Origin of the sequence: Rathayibacter sp. AY1A4 (genome assembly GCF_002930955.1) — a bacterium.
Lineage (GTDB): Bacteria > Actinomycetota > Actinomycetes > Actinomycetales > Microbacteriaceae > Rathayibacter.
In genome coordinates this window covers 142,082-167,819 of the sequence record NZ_PSTN01000003.1, presented here as the reverse complement: position 1 = coordinate 167,819, position 25,738 = coordinate 142,082, and the positions used below count along the sequence as shown (strand labels likewise).

Genomic DNA, 25,738 nt, shown 5'->3' with positions numbered 1-25,738 from the left:
TGATCCGCATCAGTAGCGCGAGCACTGCCGCTCGTTCACTGAACGCCTTCTCCTCCTCTTTCGATCGGTGTACCCGGAACGGTGACGATCGGAAAGGCTCTCTCTTCCGTGACTCCTCAGGACACTGCCGTAGGCGACTCCGCCGACTCCTCCCGCACCGGCTCCCGGTCGGGCGTCAAGGCCCTCTCCGCTCTCTCCCGCCGCACGATCCTCGCCGGATCCGTCGCCGGCGCGGGCGCGATCGCGTTCGCGACGCCGGCCCTCGCGGCCGGCGACCTCACCGCGGTGCCCCGACTGCCCGGCGAGGTCTCGCGCCTGTCCACCGCCACGTCGAAGACGGGCGGGAAGCGCTACGAGATCATCGACGTCGTCGTCGCGGGGGACCGGGCGCGCCTGTTCGTGCCGCACGCGACGCCTCCGTCGCAGACCAGGGGCGCATCGATGCTCTGGTACTACCACGCCCGCAACGGCACCCACACGGCGCTCTCGAGCGCGTTCGCCTACTCCGCCGACCTCGCCGTGGACCGCGGCATCGTCAGCATCTGCCCGACCTACGGCGGCAGCATCTGGTCGAGCCCGCGGGCGATCGAGATCCAGGCCGCTGTCGCCGCCTGGGCCTCGTCGGTGTGGCGGATCGACGCGAGCCTCCTGCGCTCCGACTCCGGAGGCGGGCCGCTCCTGGCCTGGGCCTACGGGAAGCGGATGGTGCCGAACATCCGGGGCGCGTACCTCTGCAGCAGCTCCTACGACATGGAGGAGCGCGCGGCGAGCGAGCCGGACAAGATCGGCCCCGAGTACGCGGATGCGGCGGCCATCGCCGCCACCAACCCGGCGCGGCTGCCCGCGTCGGTGTGGCGCGGCGCCCGGCTGAGGATCACCGGATCTCCCGACGACGTCATGGTGCCGCTCGCCCTGCACGGCGCCGCCCTGCACGCCGCGGCCCTGCCCCTGGCGAAGGAGGCGACGCTGCGCACCCACCCGGGGGAGGGCACCGACGGCCACAAGGTCCCGAGCTTCACCAACAAGGAGATGATCGACACCTTCCAGCGCTGGATCGCCGAGGGCCCCGTGCCGCAGACGGAGCCCGTGCCCGAGACGCCGCCCGTGTCCACGCTGCCCGGCGCGGGCACCTACGAGAACGGCGCCGCGCAGATCGTCACCACCGGCACCTGGACGACGCTGAAGGCCACCGCGGACAGCGGCGGGAGCATCGCCTACTCGACCAGCTCCGGCGCCTCCGCGACGCTCGCCTTCACCGGCACGAGCATCGCCTGGATCAGCAGACTCACGTCGTCCTCCGGGATCAACGACGTCGAGCTCGACGGCGTGAAGGTCGCCTCCGTCGACCGCTACAGCGCGTCCACCCGCTCGAAGCAGACGGTGTGGAGCAGCGGACAGCTCGCGGGCGGGCCGCACACGCTGACGATCCGCCGGGGGAGCAGCCGCAATCCGGCCTCGACCGGCAGCAATCTGCTGCTCGACTCCTTCGTGGTCGGCGACGCGACGCCTCCGCCGGCGACGACCCTGCCCGGAGCGGGCACCTACGAGAACGGCGCCGCCCCGATCGTCACGACCGGCACGTGGTCGACGCTGAAGGCGAGCACGGACAGCGGCGGCAGCATCGCCTACTCGACCACCGCGGGCGCCTCCGCCACCCTCGCCTTCACGGGTACCAGTGTGAGCTGGATCAGCCGCCTCACCGGCTCGTCCGGCATCAACGACGTCGAGCTCGACGGAGTCAAGGTCGCGTCCGTCGACCGCTACAGCGCCGCGACGCGGTCGAAGCAGACGGTCTGGAGCAGCGGACAGCTCGCGGCCGGGCCGCACACGGTGACCATCCGCCGCGGAAGCGGCCGCAATCCCTCCTCGAGCGGCACCAACCTGATCCTCGACGCGTTCGTGGTCGGCGACGCCGCTCCGGTCCCCACGGTCACCGTGCCCACGCCGATCGCGGAGTGGTCCTTCGCCGAGAGCGCCGCCCCCTTCGCCTCGGCCGTCGCGGGCGCTCCGGCGCTCCGGCAGGGTGCGGGCTCCTCCGCCCGCGCCGTCGCCACGCCGTTCGGCACCGGAGTCGCCCTCAACGGGACGACGGACCACCTGGTCGTCCCCAAGGGCGAGGTCGGCCCGCTCAACCTGGGCGCCTCGACCGGCCAGGTGACGATCGCGGTGTGGGTGCTCAACTCCGACGCGGACGGCGCCTGCATCGCGGGCGTCTGGGAGGAGTCGACGGTCGGGCCGCTGCGCTCCTACGCGCTGTTCAACAACCTCCCCGAGTACGGCGGCTGGGAGCGCGTGTGCATGCACGTCTCGAAGCTCGGCGGGCCGACGCCCGGCTACCCGTACTCGCGCGACTACTCGGTGGAGCCCCGCCGGATCACGCGCGGCGTGTGGCAGCTGCACGTCGGGACGTACGACGGCGCAGTCGCGGTCTCGTACCTCGACGGCGCCGCCACCGCGTACCCGGTGTACACCGACAAGCTCGGCGCGACCTACGCCAAGAACCCCTACGTCTACCCCGACGGCCTCAACGCGGCTCCGGGCGACTTCGTGGTCGGAGCGGTCGGCCGGGACGGCACGATGATCAACCGCTTCGCCGGCTCCCTCGCCCGACTGCGGGTGTGGGACCGGGCGCTGACCGCGGAGCAGGTGAAGCAGCTCTACTCGGCCGAGAAGGGCGCTCTCGGGTGACGACCCTAGGGCGGTGACACGAGTCCGAGAAGCGGATGATCCGCTTCTCGGACAAGGCCGTGTGAGCAATAGCCGGTGTCCCTCTTTCGAGGATGATTTTATCGGCTGAATTCGGATCTGCGGGCGGCCGCTCCACTGCTGCTCCGCCGTTCTCCGCCGCCTGTGTCCGCTGCGCGCGATTCCGCACTCACGCGGACGTGCGCTTCCGGAGGGGCGGATCGGGAATTCATCGCCCGGCGGCCGCGCAGCCCTGTCCCGGATCTCGGAGTGCGGCCCCGCGCCAGATGCGCACCGGCGCGACCACCTCCCAGCCGAGCGTGAGGTAGAGGGCGCGGCCGTCCGTGCTGGCGACGAGGAGACCGCTCCGTGCACCCTCGGACCGGGCCCAGGCGGTGAGGGCGTCGACGACCCGCCGTCCCAGCCCGCGTCGGCGGAACCGCGCATCGGTCTCGATCCGGTCCAGGACCGCGACCGTCCCGTGCACGGCGGCGGTGCCCTGAGCGGCGACGACTCCGTCGACCAGCAGCCGGACGCTCGCCACTCCGTCGGCGGCCTCGAGCACGGCTCCCGCGAGCAGGGCACCCTCGGCGGTGCGGCCCGGGCCGAGGAGCGCCGCCATCAGGCTCTCGTCGCCCGCGACGAGCTCCAGCCCGGCGGCGGGCGCTAGGCGGGCGTCGTCGCCCAGGCCCATGACCGTCAGCCACTCCCGGGGCCCGGCCGTCCGCTCGGCACCCGCCTGCAGCGCGGAGGGCGACGGATCGACCAGGATCCGCTCCCGCATGCGCGACTCCGCTCCGACATCGACCAGCCAGGCCCCGTCCTCGCGGACGCGCTGCACGCCGCGTGCCCGGCACCAGCCCTCGACCCAGTCGTCCACCCGCTCCGTCGTCGTGATCACGCCCCGAGAGTAGCCGCGACCGGACGGGCGCGATCGTGGGAAGCGGGTTCTCCCGGCGGTGGCCGTCGATCCCCAGCAGGACCGCCCTCGCCCGGATCGCACCCCGCGCACCGCGATCCGCCGGGTCCTCCCGTTGTCAACCTCAGTGCCACGGCGCCGTCCCCGGCCCTACCGTCGGCGCGAGACATCCGCTGCACCGCCGGGACCCTGACGGCCGTGCCGAGAGTGAGGGGCCGATCCGATGCCCAGGCAGGACGGCGACCCGCGGAGCACCACCCGAGTGCTGCGCGAGCTGGTCGCCGCGTTCGAGGATCCGAGGGCCGTGCACCCGGCGCTGGCCCGGCAGGTGCGGAGCGCCGCCCGCGAGCTGCTCGGCGCGTCGGAGCGGGAACCGCTGCGCCTGCGCGTGCGGATGCCGACCCTGATGGTCCCGCGCTCGGTCGTGGACGAGGTGCCCGATCCGCCCCCGGTGCCGCCCGCCGCGCTCTGACCCGCCGGCGCTCGTACACTCGGACGATGCGACACGGCATCGTCATCCTCCCGCAGGACCCGTGGGCCGAGGCCCGCCGGAAGTGGCAGTCGGCCGAGGGCCTGGGCTTCGACCACGCGTGGACCTACGACCACCTCTCCTGGCGCTCCCTCGCCGACGAGCCGTGGCACGCGACCGTCCCCACCCTCACCGCTGCCGCGACGGTGACCGAGACGCTCCGCCTGGGCACGTTCGTGACCTCCCCGAACTTCCGCCACCCGGTGCCGTTCGCGAAGGAGATCGCGACCCTGGACGAGATCTCGGGCGGTCGGACGATCCTCGGGGTCGGCTCGGGCGGCACGGGCTTCGACGCCCGCGTGCTCGGGCAGCCCGAGTACTCGCCCCGGCAGCGGCACGAGCGCTTCACCGAGTTCGTCACCGCACTCGACGCGCTGCTGCGCTTCGAGGAGCCCGGCTCGGGCGGCGTGGACCTCGAGGGGGAGTGGTTCACCGCCCGCTCCGCGCGCATGGTGGGCGAGCCCGTGCAGCGCCCCCGCGTCCCGTTCGTCCTCGCCGCGAACGGGCCGAAGGGCCTCGCGCTCGTCGCCGAGCGCGGGCAGGGCTGGGTCACCACCGGCCCGGAGGGAGTGTCGAGCCAGGAGTGGTGGCGGGCGGTCGCGTCCCTCTCCCGGCGGCTCGATGCGGCGCTCGAGCTGGCCGGGCGCGACCCGCGCACCGTCGAGCGCCACCTCTCGCTCGACTCCGGGGGCGACTACTCCCTCGAGAGCGTCGCCCGGTTCGAGGACATGGCCGGCCGGGCGGAGGAGCTCGGCTTCACGGACGTGATCGCGCACTGGCCGCGGCGCGACGGCGTCTACGCGGGCGACGACGAGGTCCTCTACGAGGTCGCCTCGCGCTTCTGACCGGGCCTCGGGGGCTCCGGAGCGGCCCTCAGACCGCGCGGGCGCTCCCGCGGTCGACGAGACGCGCGGGCAGGAGTCGGATCGACGGCTCCTCGCCGAGGGACGGCTGCTCGATCCGCTCGACGAGCGTGTCGACCAGGTGCGCGCCGAGCTCGGCGGCACCCGTCTCGACGTAGCTGTAGGGGAGCGAGAAGTCGCGGGCGAACTCGGCCGAGTACAGGCTCACGACGGACAGCTGCCCGGGCACGGCGACAGCGCGTCGGCCCAGGATCGCGGGAAGCATCGCGATGGTCCGGTCGCTGTGGACGACCAGCGCCGTGAGACCGGGGTTGTCGTCGAGGAACGCCGTGATCATCGGCTCGACGGCGTCGGCGGCGGTGGCGGCCGGGCGCAGCACCAGCTCGATCCCGAGCCGACCGGCGGTCTCGAGAGCCGACTCGCGGAACCGGAGCCCGTAGGTCCCTCCGCGGTCGAAGACGCGCTCAGGAGGGGTGACGAGACCGATGCTCCGATGCCCGAGGGCGCCCAGGTGCTCGATCAGCAGGCGGGCCGCGTCGCCGAAGTCGAGGTCGAAGACGTCCACCCCGGAGGCGTCCGCGGGCACGCCGAGGGCGGCACCGGGCCGCCGCGAGGCGCGCAGGACGGGCAGCCGGTCGTCGTCGTCCGCGACGCTCAGGAGGATCAGTCCGTCGACCTGACCGGAGCGCGTGAGCCGGCGGACGGCAGCCGCCCCGTCGGCCTCGGTGGCCAGCAGCACGTCGTAGCCGAGCTCGCGGGCGCGGGCCGTGATGGGGAGCACGTACTCGACCATCGCGGGCGCGAACTCGTCCGGGTCGAAGTGGACGAGCAGGCCGAGCGCCATGGTGCGGCGCGTCGCGAGCGCCCGTGCTCCGGCGTTGACCGTGAAGTCGAGCTCGGCGATCGCGTCCTCGATGCGCTTGCGCGTCTCGGGGGAGATGCTGCGCTTGCCGGAGAGGACGTACGACACCGTGCTGCGCGAGACCCCTGCCGCTTTCGCGACGTCTCCGATCGTGGCCATCTCCACCCCCGCTCGAACCGTGTCGAGAGTGGCAGTGCGGCGCGGCGCACGCAACTCGGGCGCCGCGTCCCCGGAGCGAGGACCGGACGCTGCGGCTCCGGCGCTCTGCTCGTCCACGGCGCGCTCGTCCCCGTCGGGGAACGTCCGGTCCCGACGACACGTCGACGCGGCCGGGCGCACGAGGTGCCCGGCCGCGTCAGGGCGTTCTGGACGGATCAGCCGCAGCGCGCCGCACCGTAGGCCGGTGCCGTGGATCCGCTCGCCGCAGCGCCGTCGACCGTCCCCGCGATCCGCACGTCGAGAGCGCCGGCTCCGACGCTCGCAGCGCGGGTGCTGAAGGCGGCCGAGACCGTCTTGCCGGGAGCGACCCCGGTGAAGGTCTTCGTGCCCCAGGCCGAGCCGATCGTGACGTCAGCGGCGACCGCGCTGGTGTTGGTCGCCGTCCCCGTGATCGTGACCTTCCCCGCGGTGCAGCGCGAGGCCGAGGTGCCGGTCACCGTCAGGCCCGTGGTCCGCCCGACGAAGGGCGTGACCGAGATCCTGTCGATGTTGGGCGCGTACTGCGAGGTGAGCAGGACGCCGGGGAAGGTGTCGGAGAGGTAGGTCGTCCCGTCGAAGCCCGGGAGCTCCTTCGAGGTGATCGCGATGGTGTTCGAGCCCTTCCTGAGCGTGACCGGCACGCTCAGGTCCCACAGCTGGTTCTGGTGGAACGTGTGCGGGAAGAGCACGCGCTGCGTCACTCCGTTGACCGTGATGTCCGCGTGGCGGGCGAGCGGGTCGGGGTTGTAGTGCGTCGCGGGGGACTGCTCCTCGTTGGAGTAGCGCAGCGTGAGCGCGTACGTCCCGTCCTGCTCGGCCTTCACGTCGCCGAAGGTCAGGGTCGAGTCGCCGTCGCGTCCGCCCCCGATGTTCCCGACGGCCTTGCCGCCCGACGCAAAGGACAGGTCGCGGACCGTGGCGGGGCCGGTGATCGTGGCCGCCTCCGCCTCATAGCTCGTCGTCGCGGGCGGGTTCGCGCTCGCTCCGATGACGATCCGATCGACGAGGAGCGTGCCGCTCGTGCCGACGACCTCGATCTTGTTCACGCCGCCCGAGAGGAAGACCTGACGGGTCGAGCTCGCGCCCACCGGCCCGACCTTCACGTCGTTGACGTAGAGGTCGCCGGTGCCGCCGCCCAGGGTGTCCACCGTCACGGAGGACGGCGCGTCCTTCGCGGAGTAGCCCCAGACGGTGGTGGAGGCGCCGCTGGTGAGCGTCGCCGTGCCCGAGCCGGAGACGCCGGCGCGGGAGTAGTCGGCCGTCGCTCCGTTCTCGAGCGTACCGGTCTCGGCCTCGTGGATCGAGGTCGCGGCGGCCGCGCTGGGGAGGGAGAGCTCGATCTTGTCGATGATCGCGTCGCCCACGGTCGACTTCGTGCCGGCGAGGTTCTTCGCGGCGAGCGAGATCGTGTGGGTGCCGGCGGTCAGCGTCACCTTCGTGTCCGCGTGGTCCCAGACCACGAACTTGTAGGCCAGCGGAAGGAGGATCTCCTGCTCCGCAGCGCCGTCGACGCTCAGGAACGCGTTGATCGGACCCTGCTGGGCGTTGGCGGCGTAGGTGTTGAGGGAGTTGGCGAAGACGCTGAGGTCGTACTCGCCGTCCTTCGGGACGGTGACCGCGAAGTCGAGCTTCAGGTCGCCGCCGGTGCGGATCCCGCCGACGTTGCGTCCGCCCGAGGTGTAGAAGCCGCCGACGTTGGTCGGCGAGCCCTCGGGTCCGTTGAGGTTCCGCGATCCGGTGTAGCGGGCGTCCTCGGCCTCGTACTTCTGGCGGAAGTCGACGGGCGAGGCGGACGGCGACGACGCGTTGGCGCCCGGGGTCAGGACGACCTCGTAGGCGGAGTCGACGTCGAGCGCGGGCAGGGATCCGCCGAAGTCGAGCGAGAGGGCGCCGTCCACGACGGACGCGTCGAACTCCTTCACCGTCTGCGGGGCTCCCGAGTCGCCGACCTGGCCGGTCCAGCGGATCTCGCTGACCTCCACGTGGACCTTCGAGCCGAAGGTGGCGGCCGGGATGCGCTCGAACGCGACCTTCTGCGAGCCGCCGACGCCTCCGAAGAGGGCTCTCGCCTGCTTGGCCGCGGTGTCGAGGGTCGCGACGCCCTGGAGGGTGTAGCTCTGGCCGGGCTTGGGCGGCGTGACCGCGACGGTGTCGCCGGTCATCGAGGCGTAGGCGTTGAGGAGCCACCACTGGCCGTTGGCGCGGTTGGCCTGCACCGCGGAGTCGGAGAGGTTGCCGTCGATGTTCCAGTAGGCGATGTCGCCGTCGACCTTCTTGTCCTCGAGCGCGCTGATCCACTGGACCATCTGGCCGGGCACGGAGGTGTGGTAGTTGAAGGCGTACTCGTTGAGGTTCACCGGCAGGTGCTTCCCGGCGTAGGACGTGCCCGCGTACAGCTCGTCCTCCCAGGCCCGGAAGCGGTCGACGTTGGTGCGGATCTCACCCGGGGCGCTCAGCTCGTGCCAGGTCATCACGTCGGGGACGGTGTCCTGCTCGAGCGTGTGGGTCATGAACCCGCGGACCTGGTCGTAGAGGACGCTGGTGTTCGGTCCGGCGATGCGGGCGTCGGGCATCCTGTCGCGGATCAGCGCGTAGGTGCTGTCCCAGGCCGCGAAGAACGCGGTCGGGTCCTCCAGCCAGCTCTTCCCGTCGTAGCTCCACTTCCCGTTGCCGAACATGTTGCCCTCGGGCTCGTTGAACGGCACGAACACGATGTTGTCCTGGTACTCCTCGGGGAGCGCGAGCACCTGGTCGACCTGCGTGGCGATCTTCGCCTGGTAGTCGGCCAGCTTCTCCTGGGGAGTGCTGCCCGGCCACTCGTAGGGGAAGCCGCGGTAGATGTCCGTCATGTAGATGTAGGTGTCGCCGTCCGAGGTGTCGGCGACGGCCTTCGCGACGCTCAACGCGTCCGCGCCCGGATGCTGCGGCCCGTCCTGCGCCTTGGTCGAGACCGTGCGCAGGTCGATCCCCTCGAGGAGGTTGTCGGAGGGGAGGCCCTCGCCGTAGACCCCGTAGAGGGTGCCGGACGCGCCGCCCATGAACTCCCCGGTGCTCGTGCCGAGGTCGATGGTCATCTCGTCGAGTGCGCGCACCGTGACGGTCGCCGTGACCGCGGTGCCGAGGCCGGTGACGGTGCCCTTCACGGTGAAGGTGCCGCGCTTCGCGTACGCGGAGGCGGGGACGCTCTCCCAGGTGACCGGGGCGTCGCGGTTCACGCCGTCGGAGTAGGTGGCGGGGACCCCCGGCAGGGCCGGCGCGACGCCGATGCCGGTGGTGACCGCGACGCTCGTCGAGAGAACGCCGGTGACGGCCGGCGCGGCGTCGCCCGCCAGACCCCGGACCTGAGCGGCGGTCAGAGCCCGGTCGTAGACGCGGAAGTCGTCGATCGCTCCGTCGAAGTAGGGGTGCACGTTCCAGAGCGCCCGGCCGATGTTGCCGCTCTTGGAGGCGGAGGCGGAGTAGAGCTGCTTCGCGAGGTCGACGGAGGCGGGAGCCGTCGCGACCTGCAGACCGTTGAGGTACAGGGTCACGGTCGTGCCGTCCATCGTCGCGGTGACGTTGACCCACTGGTCCTTCTGCAGCGGCGAGGAGCTGGAGACTCCGGTCTCGCCGCCGTCCTTCAGCTGCTTGATGATCGCGCGGGCGCTGCCGCCGTCGAACGACGGAGCGAAGGCCGACGCGGCGTCGGGGCTGATGCCCAGGCACCACAGCCACTGGAAGCCTCCGGTGCCGGACCACTTCGTCCAGGCGGAGACGGTGGTCTGCGTCACGCCCTGGAAGAGCCCGTTCGGCACGGTCAGGTACGGCGCGGAGGTCGAGTCCGCCGCGCCCCCGGGAAGGTCGATCGCGGTCGTACCGGCCTTCCGACCCGCGACGTACGTCGCTCTCGCGCTGTTGACGACGGTGCCGTCGAGCTTCTTCGACGAGAGGTCGGCGACCGTGGATCCGGACACCTGCCCCTGCTCGAAGTCGTACTGGAGGATGAGCGCGTCGGCGGGGACGGAGGTGTCGGCCGCGGAGGCGGACTCGGCGCTCGGGAGAGCGACGGCGAGGGCGGCGAGTGTCGCGGCACTCAGCGCGAGGGCGAGGGAGCGGGTGCCGCGCCTCGGGGAGGACATCGTTGTCACGCTGGTCACTTTCTGTGGGGACAGCCGGCCGGACGACGGCGGGCGTCGGTCCGGGGTCGGAGCAACAGTGCTTCGAACCGGTTCGACAAAACTAGGTTCCGCGCCTGCGACACGCAAGAGGACCTGAGAAGTTCCTCGTCCGGCTCGCAGGTGACGGCAGTCGCTCCGGGCTCTCGCCGGGACCCGTCAGCCCGCCGGAGCGGCCGTCGCCGCGACGCTCGACGGTGAGCGGACGGGTCCGAGGGGGGCGCGCATCGCCGGGGGAGTGCTGCTGATCGGGATGCTCGCCGGATGCACGGCGGGTCCCTCCGCTCCCGTCGACGACCAGATCATCGTCGCCGCGGAGACCGGCGACCGGCCCGCAGGAGGACGTCCTGGACGCGGTCGAGGGGAGCCGCCCGGACTGGCTGAGCCCCGACGGCGTCCTCCCGCGGTGACCCGCAGGACCGCGGCGGCCTGTGCCGCGTGCGGGAGGATGAGGGCATGACGCTCCCTCCGCCGACGCTCCTCTCCCCGCCGCTCCAGGACCGGCTGGCCCGGTGGTTCGACGGGGAGGCGCCGCCGGCCCCCTCGGTGAGCTGGGCCCTGTTCGACCGCACCGGGCTGCTCGTCCACCACGGCCGCGGCGAGCACCGCCTCGACGGCGCCGCTCCCGGGCCCGGGACCGTGCACCGCATCGCCTCCATGTCGAAGAGCTTCGAGGCGGCGGCGGTGCTGATCCTGCGCGACCGCGGGCTGCTCCGCCTCGACGACCGCGTCGCCGACCACGTGCCGGAGTTCACCGACCCGCTCGACTCCGCGGGCCTGCCGCTGCCCGTGACGATCAGGATGCTCCTCAGCAACTGCTCGGGGCTCCCGGAGGACAACGGCTGGGCCGACGACGTCATGGCTCTGACGCGGGAGGAGTTCCTCGAGGTCGTCGGCCGCGGGCTGACCTTCACGGAGCGGCCGGGTGAGGTCTACCAGTACTCCAACATCGGCTTCTGGCTGCTCGGCGTGCTCGTCGAGAACGTGACCGGGGAGGACTTCCCGACCTTCGCGACGCGGACGATCCTCGAGCCGCTCGGCCTCCACGACACCCGCTACGACAGCGGCGACTACCCTGACGGCACCGACCTGGCGGCCGGCTTCAGCACCTTCGACGACGGAGGGACCTGGGTGCCCCGCCCCGTGACCGGCACCGGAGCGGGCGCCTGCGCCGCGAGCATGTTCAGCACGGTCGGCGACATCGCCCGCTGGAGCGGCTGGCTCTCCTCCGCGTTCGAGGGCGAGGACGGCGCGGACGACGACCCGGTGCTGAGCCGTGCCTCCCGCCGCGAGATGCAGCGCGGCTGGACGCCGGTCCCCGCGCTGAGCCCTCGCGCCGTCGAGAGCACGCTCGACGGCTCCGCGTACGGGTTCGGCCTCGTCGTCGAGCACGACGTCCGCTTCGGCGGGATCGCCCACCACTCCGGCGGCCTGCCGGGCTGGTCGTCGAACATGCGGTGGCATCTGGAGTCGGGCCTGGGGGCCGTGGTCTTCGCGACCGCGAACGGGGCGAAGCTCGCCGCCGCCGCGACGGGACTGCTCCGCGCCGCCCTCGAGGACACCGCTCCTCCGGCGCGGACCATCACCCTCCTCCCGTCGACGCTCGCCGCGGCCGCCGCCGTCGAGGCCGCGATCGTCGCGGGAGACCTCACCCGGGCGGGGGAGCCGGGCAGCGGCGCCCTGTTCAGCCCCAACCTGCTGAGCGATGTGCCGGCCGACGTGCGCGCCCGCCGCCTCGCCACGGCGATCGCGGGAATCGGCGGGCTCGCCGAGGACCCGACCGCGAGGCCGCTGGTGGAGCGGCTGCTCTGGAGCGCCTCCGCGGCGCAGGCGGCCTTCCTCCTGCCGGGCCGCGACGGAGAGCTCGAGTGCCGGCTCGAGACCACGCCGACCGTCCCGGCCCTGATCCAGCGCCTCGAGATCGTCGTGCGCGAGGCTCCGACGGCTGCCCTCCCGGTCGTGCGCTTCTACCGCCCTCGGGCCGGCTAGCGGTCGAAGACGAGGCGCGGACGCGGCGGACCTCGACGCTCCCGCACCGAGAACGGCGGGCGGCCCTCGAGGGACCGCCCGCCGTCACGCTCCCGCGGTCAGCGGATCGTCGTGCTCGCCGTGTCCGCGTTGCTGCGGATGGACGGGTCGGGCGTCTTCGTCGAGAACGCCGCCGCCAGCGCGGTCGCCGTGCCCGAGACGGCCGCCCTCACCGTGATCTTCTCCGACACGGTCCGCCCGTCCGCCAGGCCGGCCCGCTGGAACACCACCACGTTCCCGACCCTGGTGTACGAGCCGGTCGCAGAGACGAACTGCACACCCGCGGGCAGGACGACCTGCGAGACGACCGACGCCGACGCAGCCGGACCGGCGTTCGTCGTGATGAGGGTGTAGGTGAGCGTCCTCCCCTTCACCGCCGAGGCCGGCCCGGAGAGGTCGACGCGCAGATCGGCCTTCGTCGCGACCTGCTTCGGCGAGACCGTCAGCGTGCTCGTCGCCCGAGCCGTGCCCGCCGAGTTCGCGGCCTGGATGCTGAAGGTGGTGGTCCCGGCCGTGGTCGGCGTCCCGGAGAGGCGCCCGGTCGCGTCGAGGGTGAGCCCGGCGGGCAGTGCGCCGGAGACCAGGGAGACCGACGGAGCGGGCGTGCCGCTCACCGCGTAGCGGAAGTCGTAGGCCGAGCCGACGACGCCGGCCGCGACCGTCCCGGAGAGGGTCGGCGCGACCGTCGGCGACGAGACGGTGACGGTGCTGGTGGTCTCCGCGGAGGCGGTGCCGGCGCGGGCCGCCAGCGTGAACGTGAAGGTGCCCGGCGCGGACGGAGTCCCGGTCAGGCGCCCGGCCGGAGTCAGGGTGAGGCCGGACGGGAGCGCACCGGAGGAGACGGCCACCGACGGCGCGGGGAAGCCCGAGACGGTGTAGCCGAAGTCGTAGGGGGTGCCGACGACGCCCGGCCCGGGGGTACCGGAGATCCCCGGTGCAGCGGCGGCGGGGGAGACGACGACGGTGCTGGTGGTCTCCGCGCTCCCCGCAGCGCTCGAGGCCCGCAGGGTGAAGGTGGAGCGTCCGGCGGTCGTCGGCGTCCCGGTCAGGCCGCCACGAGCATCGAGGCTCAGGCCGGCGGGGAGCGTTCCGGAGACGAGCGAGACGGTCGGCGCCGGTATGCCCGTCACGCTGTAGTCGAAGTCGTACGGGGTGCCCACCGTCGCGGCGGGCGGGTCGCCGGCCAGGGTCGGCGCGACCGTCGTCTCCGCCACGGCGAACGTGTGCGGGGCCCCGACGGTGGCGCCGAAGGGGTTCCGCGCGGAGACGGCGAAGGTGGACGTGCCCGCGGTCGTCGGCGTGCCGGAGAGGACCCCGGACGCGCTGAGGGACAGGCCGTCGGGGAGGGAGCCGGAGGCGATCGCGAACGAGGCGGGGCGGTCGGCCGCGAAGGTGTACGAGGCCGCCGCTCCGAGCGACCCGGACGCGGGAGGAGCATCCGCCGTCAGGACGGGACGCGGGCCCCGGGCGAGCACGTGATCGGGTCCGGCGGCGAGAGCCGTCGTGCCGGCGAGGCCGGCGGGGAACTGCAGCTGCCCGGCCGAGCTCCGGCCCCAGCCGACGATCGTGCCGTCGCCCTTCAGCGCGAGGCTGTAGTCGGACGCGGCGGCGATCGCCACGACCCCGGACAGGCCTTCCGGCACCGTGGTCTGGCCGTAGTCGACGACGACCGAGTCGGAGCTCGCGCCCCAGGCGACGACGGTGCCGTCCTCCTTCAGCGCGAGGCTGTGGGTCTCTCCCGCCGCGACGGCCACCACGCCCTCGAGCCCCGCGGGGACGTCGGTCTGCCCGTAGAGGTCCCAGCCCCAGGCGACCACCCTCCCGCCGGACACGGCGAGGCTGTGGCGCCGGCCCGCGGCGATGGCCGTGACGCCTCCGAGGCCGGCCGGGACCAGGCCCTCGCCCAGCCCGTTGCTGCCCCACGACGTGACGGTGCCGTCGCTGCCGAGTGCGAGGCTGTTGTCGCGGGAGGACGAGATCGCGACGATCCCGGTCAGCGCGGCACTCCTCGAGACCTGCCCGTCGCCGTCGTAGCCCCAGGAGACGACGGTCCCGTCGCTCTTCAGCGCATGGCTGCTGTAGTCGCCGGCGGAGACCGCGACGACCCCCGTGAGACCGTCGGGGACGCTGGTCTGCCCGTACGACCCGCGGCCCCAGGCGACGACCCCGCCGTCGCCGTTCGCGGCGAGGCTGTGGGTCCGGCCCGCGGCGAGGGAGAGCACGCCCTCGACCCCGGCCGGGACCGTGGTCTTCCCATCGGTGCCGCTTCCCCAGGCCGCCACCCCGAGGACAGGGGCGGACGGAGCGGCGACCGCCGCGAGAGGAACGGCGGTGCCGACGAGGAGCGCGACGGCCGCGGTCAGCCCGAGCAGGCCCCGCCGGAGCCGCCGCGCCGCTCCTGGATCCCGCGGCTGCGACGTGCCGTCCTCGACGGCGGGCGGACGAGGGACGGTGCTGGAGCGCATGTGCTGCCTTCGATCGGGACGGCCCTCATCGGCCGTCCTCGAACCGTGGCACGGCCGTCCCGCCGCTGACAATGTCCTCTAGCGGCCCTGTCCGGAAGAGGGCGCCGCGGAGCTCCGCGGAGGGGACGTAGGCCCGGTCTCACTGCGGCCGAGCGCTCCCGCCGCGGGCCCGTGACGGTCAGCGCATCCCGAGGGACGCCGTCGCGTCCTGACCGCTCAGCGGGGTCGGAACGGGGACCCCGACCCTCCCGCGTACGGGGCGTCCGCCTGGTCGAAGTCCCAGCGGCCCGCGGTGGACGGGCGGACGACGGGGGTCTTCGTCGGGGTCGGCGTCGCCGACGGCGCCGGCGCGGCGGCCAGCCCGGCGTGCCAGCGGAAGATCGCGTCGATGCCGTCCTGGTTCACCCACGACGGTGCGTTGTGGCCGAGCGCGTGCGTCCGGACGGTCGCCTCCCTGGCCGTGGCCGTCGCCTTCTTCACGAGGGCGAGCCCGTGCAGTGCCGACGGCACGCTCGGGTCCGGGTGGGCCGTGTCGGACACCACCGCGCGGATGTTCGCGCCGGCCCAGGCGGAGGCGGGCAGCCGCTTCGGGTTGTGGGAGTCGATCTGAGCGGTGCTGCCGCCGAAGGCACCGCCGATCGAGAAGCGGCCCCGCGTCGTGCGGTCGTGGGTGTCGCGGAGGTCGTAGACGCCGTTGACCAGGTAGACGCCGTTGATGCCGGGGAAGACCCGCGCGCCGTAGTCCTCGCAGGCGAGCGCACCACCGGCCGACATCGCCCAGAGGTAGCTCGCGGCGATCGGGAACTGGCCGGAGAGGTAGGCGTAGCCGTTCCGCTGGTGCTTCTGCGCGGTGTCGTTGGTCCAGATCGTGCCGCCGAGCGTCTGGCAGATCGCGACGGCGCCCCGCTCGACGGCGAGCTCGGCCGGGTACGCGAAGACGCTGGACAGCGAGGTGTGGTCGGCCTGCGCGGAGTGGATGAACCAGATCACCGGTACCGCCGCGGCCTGCCGCGGCTTCACCGTCTGCGGCACGAAGATCCGCGCGAGGTCGCCCGCGATCGAGACCGTGAGGACGTCGTAGAGCACGCCGCGGTTCTTCGTCCTCACGTTGATCGTGCGGGTCCTCTCCCCGGGCAGGCCTGGCACGGGGGAGGCGGAGGCGGAGGCGGCCGGGAGCGTCGCCGCGCCCAGAGCGAGAGCACCCGTGAGGGCGACGCCGACGACGGTGCGCCGCCGGAGGCCGGGAGTTCGAGAGGGGGGTCCTGCGGAATCGTCGGGGGACACGGAAGCTCCTCGTGCAGGGACCGCGGGCCGACGAGGTCGGCGGAGCGGTCCGGGTCGGCGGGGGGTGTGCCCACAACGGTAGCCGGAGGACCGGCCGGACGACCCGTCGATGCGCGCCACTCGCGGGACGGCGGAGGGACGACGCCGCAGGGGCGGAACGATCCACGGCTCGGCGACCGCATCGCCGGCGGATCGAGGCGCTCCGGAAGCGAAGGAGAGGCCCGTTCCTGATCGCCCGCCCCGCCGGTTCCGACCCTTTCGCTCCGTTCGGGAGCACTTCCCCGCACCGGTCCGGCCCCCCGGTGTGAAGGCTCCCAGGTTCCTCGCGCTCGTCGGCGGTCCGGAACGACCACGCCGTCCGACCTGTCCTCCCGTCGACCCGCCCGAGCATCACTCCAGCACAGGCCCCAGCTCCGCCAGGACCTCCGCGACCCGGGCCCGCGCCCGTGCATCCAGCCCGCGGACCGGACGCGGGAGGCAGCGCGCCTCGGCGAGACCGAGCTGCTCCGCCATCGCCGCGACCACTCGGTAGCTGCCGCCGTGCTCCGCGAAGAGGTCCCAGACGGGCTGCAGGCGCGCCGATCCCGCGATCGCCGCCGCCTCGTCGCCCGACTGCGCCGCCCGGGCGATCGACAGCGCCGTCCGCGGGAAGAGGCCGCCGATCACCGAGTACCAGGCGTCGCAGCCGCCGAGCAGCCCGCGCGCACCCGCGGCGTCCCCCGAGACCCCGACAGTGACCCCCTCCGGCACCCGCGCCCGGATCTCGCTGACGCGCGCCGCCGCGGCGCCCGGTCCCTCCGGCACGCCGGGGATCTTGAGGGAGGCGACCTGCGGCAGCCGGGCGACGGCCCCGTAGAGGTCGTCGGAGAAGGAGAAGCGCGTCGTCCCGGGGTTGTCGTACACGACGAGCGGCACCGAGAGCTGAGCCGTCACGTCCTCGTAGAGCCCCAGCACGTCCTCGTCCGTCAGCGGCTGGTAGCCGAGCGGCGCCAGGAGCACCGCGCTCGCTCCGGCGCTCTGCGCGTCCTCGGCGAGCGCCAGCACCTGCGAGGTGCGCAGCGCCCCGATCCCGACCACGACCGGCACCGGGCCGGCGCTGCGGACGGCGATCTCGGCGGCGCGCCGGCGCTCGCCGCGGTCCAGGTACGGAGCCGAGCCGGTCGAGCCCAGTGCGCCGATCGAGTCGACTCCCGCCCGCGCGAGCCGCTCGACGAGAGCGGCGAACGACCGCTCGTCGATGCTGTCGTCGCGGAGCGGAGTGAGGGGGAAGGCGCTGAGTCCGGTGAGCACGTCGGTCCGTTCGCTGGGGGCGGGAGGGGCCCGGCCAGTCTCTCCGGCGGCAGGGGCCCGGTCGAGGCCAGAACCGCCGGGGGCCGGGGGACCAGCCGTCACTCCGCGTCGAGCACCACTCGGGAGTGGAGTCCGAGCCGGTCGAGGAACGCCTCGTCGTGGCTGACGACGACCAGGCCGCCCCGCCAGGCGGCGAGAACGTCGACGAGGTGGTCGGTCGTGGCGAGATCGAGATCGTTCGTCGGCTCGTCGAGCACGAGCAGCTGCGGAGCGGGCTGCGCCAGCACGAGCCCGGCGAGCGCGACGCGGAACCGCTCGCCGCCCGAGAGCGACGCGATCCTCCGATCGACCACGTCGCCGCGCACCAGGAGCCGCGCGAGGGCGTTCCGCAGCTCGACCGCAGGACGATCCGGCGCGGCCCGGGAGACGTGCTCCCGCACGGTGGCCTCCTCGTCGAGGAGTCCCTCGCGGCGCTGGGGGAGCCAGCCGACCCGCTCCGTCAGCGGTCGGGCCGTGGTGCCGGCGAGCGGATGCTCCCGCGCACCCGGCGCATCGACGAGGTGCTCGAGCAGGGTGGTCTTCCCCGTCCCGTTCGCGCCGACCACGGCGATCCGCTCCGGCCCCTGGAGCACCGTCGTCCGACCGCGCACCGTCACCTCCGCCAGACGGCGCCCGGCCGCGACCCCGGGGTCCGGCAGGTCGAGGCGGACCCGGTCGTCGTCGCGCACTGCCCGCGACGCGGCGTCGACCTGCTCGCGCGCCCGCGCCTCCGCGGCCCCGTGCCCGGAGCGCAGCCGTCCCGCGGTCGCCTCGGCGCGTCCTCTCCGCGCGTTCGCGAGGATCGCGGGCATCGACTCCGCCGATCGCGCCCCCGCCCGCGCCCGACGGGCGATGGTCGTCTCCGCCTCGATGCGCTGCCGCCGCTCGGCGCGGTGAAGCCGGTCGGCGTCGCGCAGATCGCGCTCCGCGGCGGCCTGCTCGAGGGCGAGCCGCTCCTCGAACGCCGAGAACGTCCCGCCGGAGGTGCGGACCGCCCCGTCGCGCAGCTCCGCGATCTCGTCGACGTGCTCGAGCAGCTCCCGGTCGTGGCTGACGAGCACGAGCGTCCCGCGCCACCGGTCGACCAGGTCGAGCAGAAGCCCTCGGGAGCGCCGGTCGAGGTCGTTCGTCGGCTCGTCGAGCACGGCGATCGGCCGGCCGCGCAGCCGGACGCCGGTCACGGCCGTGAGGACGGCCTGCCCTCCGGAGAGGGTCGCGACCGGCCGCAGCAGGTCCGCCTCCTCCAGGTCGAGCCCGGCGTCGCCGAGTGCGGCGAGCGCCCGGGCCTCGAGGTCCCAGTCGTCCGCGAGCACCTCGAAGTGCCGCGGATCCGCGTCGCCGCGGAGGATCGCCTGCAGAGCGTCCAGGCGATGCCGGATCCCGAGGAGATCGGCGACGGTGTCGTCGGGCCCTCGCCGGAGGCGCTGGGGCAGCAGGTCGACGGGTCCCGTCGTCGAGACGCTCCCGGCGGTGGGGGAGAGGCCGCCGGTGACGAGGCGGACGAGGGTGGATTTGCCGGCGCCGTTCGCGCCGACGAGACCGGTGCGCCCGCGGCCGAACGCAGTGGTCACGCGGTCGAGGACGACGGAGCCGTCGGGCCAGGCGAACGTGCAGTCGTGGAGGACGACGGCGGGCGGGGTGGTGCGGGAAGTGGAGGGCACGGTGCTCCAGGGGTCGGTGTCGGCGCACGACGACCACCGGGCTCCGAAGGAGCAACGGCTCGCCCCTGAGGGGCGGGCACGGGGGACGTCAGTGCGAGAGCAGCTGCTGCGTCGTGGACGCAGTACCGGTGCTGGGGCGCAAGAGTCCGTCTTCCGTGCGGGGGGCCCCCGTGACCGCGAGCCGCTGGATCGGCCGGTGTGGCGGCCGCACCGACGTCGCGGCTCGCGACGAGGTACGGGTCGACCGTACGTGCCCGTCGGACCCGCGCGCAACCGTGACCGACTGCTCGTCCGCGGCCTGCGTCCGTCGGTGCCGTCGCGCGGCTCGCGGCGGACGGCTCTCCACCCACGGCGGGACGGCCGGACCGCCCTGGTATGCACGCTGCTGCCCACCGGTCGAGGGAGTCGCCGGCGGGCCCTCCCGTCGCCGGGCCCTCACTACGCTGAGCCCATGGTGACCATTCGCGACGTCGCGGCCGATGCGGGGGTGGCCCGCAGCACGGTGTCCTACGTGCTCTCCGGCAACAAGAAGCTCCCGGAGGCGACCCGCCTGCGCGTGCTCGCGAGCGTGGAGCGGCTCGGCTACCGGCCCGACCCGATGGCGCGGGCCCTGGCGCTGCGGCGCACGAACATCCTCGGCTTCTTCGCCTCCGTCGATCCGGAGTCGCGGCAGACCGATGTCGACGTCTTCATGCGCTTCGTGCGGGCGGCGATGTACGCGGCCCGCGCCCGCGGCTTCGACCTGCTGATGATGGGCACGGGCGAGGGGGAGCTCGCGCGCGACGTCCTCGCCGATGCGCTCGTCGTGATGGACATCCGCCGGGACGACCCCCGGCTGCCGGTCCTCGCGAGCATCGGCCTGCCGACCGCGCTGGTCGGCTACCCGGGCGAGGGCAGCCCGTTCAGCGCGATCGACCTCGACTTCGACGGCGCGGCGCGGGTCGCCGTCGACCACCTCGCCGACCTCGGGCACGTCGAGATCGCGGTCCTCGGGATGGGCCCCGACGCCTACGAGAGCGGCTACGCCTTCGCCCTGCGGTTCCGCGAGGGCTTCCTCGACCAGTGCCGCCTGCGCGGCGTGCGGGGAGCCGTCATCCCCAGCACCGACGACGTCGACGACTGGTTCGAGCAGGCGCAGGAGCAGCTCCCCGGCCTGAGCGCCGTGGTCACGCACGGGCCGGGCGTGCTCGAGCCGTTCCTGCAGCGCCTCAGCGGCCTGGGCCTGCGCGTCCCGGAGGACTGCTCGATCATGACCATCGCCCCGGAGGCGGTGATGCGGCACGCCGACCAGCCGGTCACCGTGGTGGACCTGCCCGGCGACGAGATGGTCTCGCGGGCGGTCGACCTGGTGCTCGACGAGCTCGCCGGCACCGCGACTCCGGGAGTGACGGAGCTGCTGCCCGCGGTCGTCGTGGACCTGGGCACCACCGCGCCCTTCTCGCCGGGCACCAGCCGGGGCGTCGTCCCCTCGTGGCGGCGGGCGCGCGGCTGACGTCGCCGGGTCGTCCGGAGCGTTCCCCGGGCGATCGGTGAACCGGTTCTCCGAAATCTATTGAACCGGTTCTCCGACTCGGTTAGGCTCGCCACGACTTCCGGACGGACCGCCTCAGCGGGCGCCCCCGGAGGGTCTTCCCGGCGCGAGCGCTCCGCTCGTCCCGACCGTATTCAGAGAGGAATACCGTGAAGAACAGCATCCGACGGGCCGCAGGCGCCGCCTCCCTCGTCCTCATCGCCGGAGTCGCCCTCAGCGCGTGCAGCGCACAGGGAGCGGGCGACGACTCGTCGAAGTCGCTCACCCTCTGGGACAGCTTCACCCAGTACGACGCGTCCTCCCCCTACGGCCAGCTCCTGGCCGGCTGCGAGGCCTCGACCGGGATCACCCTCGAGCGCACCTCCGACCCCGACCTCACCACCAAGCTCCTGCAGTCGGCCGCGTCGAAGACGACGCCGAACCTGGTCGTCCTCGACAACCCCAACGTCGCGAAGTTCGCCGACACCGGCCTGCTCGTCGACAACGCCGCCTCCGGGCTCGACACCAGCGACGTCCTCCCGAACGTGCTCGCCGCCGGCCAGCTGGACGGGAAGACCTACGGCTCGTCGATCGGCTCGAACACCCTCGCGCTCTTCTACAACAAGGCGCTCTTCGAGGCCGCCGGCGTCACTCCGCCGACGACCTGGGACGAGCTGACCACCGCCGCGAAGGCCCTCACCGCGGGCGACGTCACCGGGCTCGGCTTCTCCGCGATCGGCACCGAGGAGGGCACCTTCCAGTTCCTGCCCTTCTTCTGGGGCTCCGGTGCGACCCTCGAGGACATCTCCTCCGACGACGCCGTCTCGGCGCTCGCGCTCTGGACCGACCTGGTGAAGAGCGGCTCGGCCTCGCAGGCGAACGTCAACGCCAACCAGCAGGACGTCCGCGACCAGTTCCTCGCGGGCAAGCTCGGGATGATGGTCAACGGCACCTGGCAGCTCTCCGCCCTCGACGAGGCGGGCATCGACTACGGCGTCGTGCCGATCCCGGCGAAGGACGGGGGAGCGGCACCGAGCCCGCTCGGCGGCGAGCTCGTCGAGGTGGTCGCCTCCGACGCCGCGAAGCAGACCCTCGCCACGGAGTTCGCGCAGTGCGTCATCCAGCCCGACAGCCTGAAGGCCTGGGCGGCCGGCCAGTCGTACATCATGCCGTACGCCGACGCGGCCGCCGAGCAGGCGACCGAGGACCCCGCGCTCCAGCCGTGGGTCGAGGCCATCTCGGTCGCGCAGGGACGCACCAGCGACCTCGGCGTCGCCTACCCGGACACCTCGAAGGCGCTCTGGACCGCGATCCAGGAGTCGCTGACCGGCTCGAAGACGCCGCAGGCGGCCCTCGACGACGCCGCGGCGAGCCTGAAGTAGCGGCCGCATGACCGACCCCGCCGTGCTCACGGCGCCGGTCGCGGGCGGGGCGGCCACCAGGCCGCCCGCCCGCCGCCGACCCCGCTCCCACCTCCGCCTCGCCGCCGCCGCCTTCATGGCGCCCGTGGTGATCTTCCTCGCCGTCTTCTTCGTCTACCCGATCATCCGCGGCGTCGTCCTCAGCCTCCAGGACTTCGGACCGTCGTCCTTCGTGACCGGGATCGCCCCCTTCGTCGGCTTCGACAACTACGTCACGGTCGTCACCGATCCGATCTTCGCGAGCATCGCCTGGCACACCGTGGTCTTCACCGTGGTCTCGCTGGTGGGCCAGTTCACGATCGGCATGGCCCTGGCGCTGTTCTTCAGCCGCCGGTTCCCGCTCTCGGCGACGTTCCGCTCCCTCATCCTGCTGCCGTGGCTCCTGCCGCTGATCGTCTCGGCGACGGCCTGGCGCTGGATCTTCGACCAGCAGTTCGGCATCCTGAACGCCGCGATCGGCACGCCGGTCGGCTGGCTGACCGATCCGTCCGTCTCGCTGTGGGCGGTCATCATCGCCAACATCTGGCTGGGCATCCCGTTCAACATGGTGCTGCTGCACGGAGGCCTGCAGGGCATCCCCGAGAGCCTCTACGAGGCCGCGGCACTGGACGGCGCCTCGCGCTGGCGGTCCTTCTGGAGCATCACCTGGCCACTGCTGCGACCGGTGACCTCCGTCACGCTCCTCCTCGGCCTCGTCTACACGATCAAGGTGTTCGACGTCATCTGGATCCTCACCAAGGGAGGCCCGGCAAACAGCTCGCACACCCTCGCGACGTGGGCCTACGAGCAGTCCTTCACCGACCTGCAGTTCGGAGTCGGAGCGGCGGCCGGCCAGATCCTCGTGATCGTCGCCCTCGTCTTCGGCGTGATCTACATCCGCGCCCAGCGCAAGGAGGACCTCGGATGAACCGGCACACCACAGGGCTGCGCCGCGGGATCGACGTGGTCATCGCGATCGTGCTCTGCGGCTTCCTCCTCTTCCCGCTCTACTGGATGGTCAACGTCTCGCTGACCAAGCCGCAGAACCTGATCCAGACCCCGCCGAGCCTGTTCCCCGGCGACCCGACGCTCGACGGGTACGTGCAGGCGTTCTCGACGCAGCTGCCGAACCTCATCACGAGCCTCGTGATCTCGATCGGCTGCGTGATCCTGACGCTGGCGATCGCCCTGCCCGCCGCCTTCGCGATGGCGAAGTTCCGGGTGCGGGGGACCGGCGTCGTGATGTTCGTGTTCCTCCTCGCCCAGATGATCCCCGGGATCGTCCTGGTCACCGCGCTGTTCGCGATCTACAACGCGCTGGGGCTGCTCAACACCTATCCGGGCCTCATCCTCGCCGACGCGACCGCCTCCGTGCCGTTCGCGGTGATCATCCTCCGGGCCTTCATGCTCGGCATCCCCGACGAGCTGATCGAGGCCGCGCGGATCGACGGTGCGAGCAACTGGCGCTCCTTCGTCTCGATCGTCATCCCGCTGAGCCGGAACTCGATCGTGACCGCGGGCCTGTTCTCGTTCCTGTTCGCCTGGGCCGACTTCCTCAACGCGAACTCGCTCACCTCGGGCAACAGCATCGTGCCGTTCACCCTCGGCCTCTACCGCTACATCGGATCGACCACCACCAACTGGAACGGGATCATGGCGACCGCCGTGATCGCCTCCATCCCGGCCGCCGTGCTGCTGATCGTGGCCCAGCGCTACGTCGCCGCCGGGGTCACCGCCGGCGCGGTCAAGGACTGAGCGCCGTGCCCGACTCGAGGAAGCAGGAGCACATGGACACCGACCAGTTCGCGCTCGAGGGGGACCGCCTCGTCTGGCGCGGCGACGGCGAGACCGTCGTCGTCGAGCCGTGGGGGAGGGACAGCGTCCGGGTCCGCGCCCGCCGGTCCGGGGAGGTCCTCGACACCGACTGGGCGCTGATCGCCCCCGAGCGCCACGCGCCGGAGGTCTCGATCGAGGGACCGCGGGCGACGCTGCGTGCCGGCGGCATCACCGTCGTCCTCGAGCAGCAGGAGGGCTACGGGTACCAGACCGGCTACCACGAGCTCTCCTGTTCCCTCTCCTTCTACGACCGTCGAGGGGAGCTGCTCTTCCGGGAGCTCGGGAGCGGGGGAGCGCTCAAGCTGCGCGCCCGCGAGCAGCGTCCGCACCTGGGCGGCGACTACCGGCTGACCGCGCTGTTCGAGACGCCCCCCGACGAGAAGCTGTACGGGATGGGGCAGTACCAGCAGGACATCCTCGACCTGAAGGGCTGCACGCTCGAGCTCGCGCACCGCAACTCCCAGTCGAGCGTCCCGTTCGTGCTCTCGAGCCGCGGCTACGGCTTCCTCTGGCACAACCCCGCGATCGGCCGCGCGACCTTCGCGGCCAACCGCACGGAGTGGTCCGCCGAGTCCTCCCAGCAGCTCGACTACTGGGTGACCGCGGGGGAGACCCCGGCCGACATCACCCGGGCCTACGCCGACGCCACCGGGCACGTCCCGATGATGCCCGAGCACGGCCTCGGCTTCTGGCAGTGCAAGCTGCGCTACTGGAACCAGGAGCAGCTGCTCGAGGTCGCCCGCGAGCACCGGCGCCGCGGCCTGCCGATGGACGTGATCGTGGCCGACTTCTTCCACTGGCCGCACATGGGCGACTTCCGCTTCGAGGAGGAGTTCTGGCCGGATCCGTCGGCCATGGTCGCCGAGCTGCGCGAGCTCGGGATCGAGCTGATGGTGTCGGTCTGGCCGCAGGTGTCGGTCGAGTCCGAGAACTACATCGCGATGAAGAAGGGGAACCTCCTCGTCAAGGCCGAGCGGGGCCTGGACCTGCACATGCAGTTCGAGGGTCCGAGCGCGTTCTACGACGCGACGAGCCCCGCCGCCCGGAGGTTCGTCTGGGAGGCGTGCCGGCGCAACTACGGCGAGCACGGGATCCGGCTCTTCTGGCTCGACGAGGCCGAGCCCGAGTACGGCGTCTACGACTTCGACAACTACCGCTACGCCGCCGGCCCCGCCGTCCAGGTCGGCAACCTCTACCCGCAGGCGTTCTCCCGCGGCTTCTTCGAGGGGCAGACCGAGGGCGGAGAGACCAAGATCGTCAACCTCGTCCGCACCGCGTGGGCGGGCAGTCAGCGCTACGGCGCGCTCGTGTGGTCGGGCGACATCCACTCGACCTTCGCGGACCTGCGCCACCAGATCACGGCCGGCATCCACATGGGCGTCGCGGGGATCCCGTGGTTCACGACCGACATCGGAGGATTCGCCGGGGGAGACCCGTCGGATCCGGAGTTCCGAGAGCTCCTCGTGCGCTGGTTCCAGTTCGGCGCGTTCAGCCCGGTGATGCGCCTCCACGGCGACCGCGCGCCGTCGGCCCCGGTCACGGCCGCCGACGGGAGCCGCCGCGCCGCGACCGGAGCCGCGAACGAGGTGTGGAGCTTCGGCGAGGAGGCCACGCCGATCCTCACCCGCCTGCTGCATCTTCGCGAGACCCTGCGCCCGTACACGCGCGAGGCGATGCGGGAGGCGCACGAGCTGGGCCAGCCGGTGCTGCGAGCGGTGTTCCACGAGTTCCCGGGGGACCCGGAGGCCTGGGATCTGGCCGACCAGTACCTCTTCGGCTCGGACCTGCTCGTGGCTCCGGTCACGCACGCCGGAGCCGTCTCCCGACGGGTCTACCTGCCCGCCGGGGCGCGGTGGACGGAGCTCTCGACGGGCGCCGAGCACGAGGGCGGGCAGTGGATCGTCGCCGACGCGCCCCTGGCCGTCATCCCGGTCTTCGCGCGCGACGGTCGGCAGGCGCACCTCGTCGGGCAGCTCTGAGCGGAGGCTCCCCGCTGACCGGCGGGTTCCGCCGCG

The 25,738-nt window shown here is 72.9% G+C and carries 16 protein-coding genes; 9 read left to right on the top strand and 7 right to left on the bottom strand.

The window, feature by feature from the left end; all coding sequences use genetic code 11:
- Window positions 1-108: 108 nt before the first annotated feature.
- Complete coding sequence (locus C5B92_RS03425; protein WP_104350061.1) at window positions 109-2,688, top strand: LamG-like jellyroll fold domain-containing protein; 2,580 nt, start codon at window positions 109-111, stop codon at window positions 2,686-2,688.
- A gap of 226 nt (window positions 2,689-2,914) precedes the next feature.
- Here C5B92_RS03425 and C5B92_RS03420 read toward each other — a convergent pair whose 3' ends face one another.
- On the bottom strand, window positions 2,915-3,586 hold the full coding sequence (locus C5B92_RS03420) for a GNAT family N-acetyltransferase (RefSeq protein WP_219814272.1): 672 nt from the start codon (window positions 3,584-3,586) through the stop codon (window positions 2,915-2,917).
- Window positions 3,587-3,827: 241 nt separating this feature from the next.
- Between C5B92_RS03420 and C5B92_RS03415 the strand changes: the two genes are divergently transcribed.
- Entirely contained in the window at window positions 3,828-4,076 is a 249-nt protein-coding gene (locus C5B92_RS03415; RefSeq protein ID WP_146079249.1) for a hypothetical protein, read from the top strand.
- 26 nt (window positions 4,077-4,102) lie between these two features.
- The gene (locus C5B92_RS03410) at window positions 4,103-4,978 is read left to right on the top strand and encodes an LLM class flavin-dependent oxidoreductase (RefSeq protein WP_104255016.1); all 876 of its coding nucleotides are present in this window, start codon (window positions 4,103-4,105) and stop codon (window positions 4,976-4,978) included.
- Between the two features lie 28 nt (window positions 4,979-5,006).
- On the opposite strand, the gene C5B92_RS03405 is transcribed toward C5B92_RS03410, so the two are convergent.
- Both C5B92_RS03405 and C5B92_RS03400 read right to left on the bottom strand, forming a co-directional pair.
- Window positions 5,007-6,017 (bottom strand): LacI family DNA-binding transcriptional regulator, encoded by a 1,011-nt coding sequence (locus tag C5B92_RS03405; RefSeq protein WP_104255044.1) that lies wholly within the window; start codon window positions 6,015-6,017, stop codon window positions 5,007-5,009.
- A gap of 215 nt (window positions 6,018-6,232) precedes the next feature.
- Window positions 6,233-10,174 carry a LamG-like jellyroll fold domain-containing protein gene (locus tag C5B92_RS03400; protein ID WP_104255015.1) on the bottom strand — a complete coding sequence of 1,314 codons (3,942 nt, stop codon included), beginning with the start codon at window positions 10,172-10,174 and terminating at the stop codon, window positions 6,233-6,235.
- 492 nt (window positions 10,175-10,666) lie between these two features.
- Here C5B92_RS03400 and C5B92_RS03395 point away from each other — a divergent pair, with 492 nt between their 5' ends.
- Window positions 10,667-12,199 carry a serine hydrolase gene (locus tag C5B92_RS03395; RefSeq protein WP_104255014.1) on the top strand — a complete coding sequence of 511 codons (1,533 nt, stop codon included), beginning with the start codon at window positions 10,667-10,669 and terminating at the stop codon, window positions 12,197-12,199.
- A gap of 98 nt (window positions 12,200-12,297) precedes the next feature.
- On the opposite strand, the gene C5B92_RS03390 is transcribed toward C5B92_RS03395, so the two are convergent.
- The 4 genes from C5B92_RS03390 to C5B92_RS03375 form a co-directional block, all read right to left on the bottom strand.
- Entirely contained in the window at window positions 12,298-14,703 is a 2,406-nt protein-coding gene (locus C5B92_RS03390) for a putative Ig domain-containing protein (RefSeq protein WP_104255013.1), read from the bottom strand.
- Window positions 14,704-14,919: 216 nt separating this feature from the next.
- Complete coding sequence (locus C5B92_RS03385; protein ID WP_104255012.1) at window positions 14,920-15,987, bottom strand: hypothetical protein; 1,068 nt, start codon at window positions 15,985-15,987, stop codon at window positions 14,920-14,922.
- Between the two features lie 390 nt (window positions 15,988-16,377).
- Window positions 16,378-17,277, bottom strand: coding sequence for a dihydrodipicolinate synthase family protein (locus C5B92_RS03380; RefSeq protein ID WP_104255011.1), 900 nt, complete (start codon window positions 17,275-17,277; stop codon window positions 16,378-16,380).
- A 98-nt stretch (window positions 17,278-17,375) separates the two neighbouring features.
- Complete coding sequence (locus C5B92_RS03375; protein ID WP_104255010.1) at window positions 17,376-18,977, bottom strand: ATP-binding cassette domain-containing protein; 1,602 nt, start codon at window positions 18,975-18,977, stop codon at window positions 17,376-17,378.
- A 451-nt stretch (window positions 18,978-19,428) separates the two neighbouring features.
- Between C5B92_RS03375 and C5B92_RS03370 the strand changes: the two genes are divergently transcribed.
- From C5B92_RS03370 to C5B92_RS03350, 5 genes are all read left to right on the top strand, one after another.
- Window positions 19,429-20,469, top strand: coding sequence for a LacI family DNA-binding transcriptional regulator (locus C5B92_RS03370; protein ID WP_104222050.1), 1,041 nt, complete (start codon window positions 19,429-19,431; stop codon window positions 20,467-20,469).
- 188 nt (window positions 20,470-20,657) lie between these two features.
- Window positions 20,658-21,869: an extracellular solute-binding protein gene (locus C5B92_RS03365; RefSeq protein WP_104350060.1), complete on the top strand. Its 1,212-nt coding sequence runs from the start codon at window positions 20,658-20,660 to the stop codon at window positions 21,867-21,869.
- A 7-nt stretch (window positions 21,870-21,876) separates the two neighbouring features.
- Complete coding sequence (locus C5B92_RS03360; RefSeq protein WP_104225253.1) at window positions 21,877-22,815, top strand: carbohydrate ABC transporter permease; 939 nt, start codon at window positions 21,877-21,879, stop codon at window positions 22,813-22,815.
- Window positions 22,812-23,642: a carbohydrate ABC transporter permease gene (locus C5B92_RS03355; RefSeq protein WP_104222044.1), complete on the top strand. Its 831-nt coding sequence runs from the start codon at window positions 22,812-22,814 to the stop codon at window positions 23,640-23,642. Before C5B92_RS03360 ends, C5B92_RS03355 begins: the two co-directional genes overlap by 4 nt.
- Before the next feature lie 32 nt (window positions 23,643-23,674).
- Complete coding sequence (locus C5B92_RS03350) at window positions 23,675-25,702, top strand: TIM-barrel domain-containing protein (protein WP_104255043.1); 2,028 nt, start codon at window positions 23,675-23,677, stop codon at window positions 25,700-25,702.
- Window positions 25,703-25,738 lie beyond the last annotated feature (36 nt).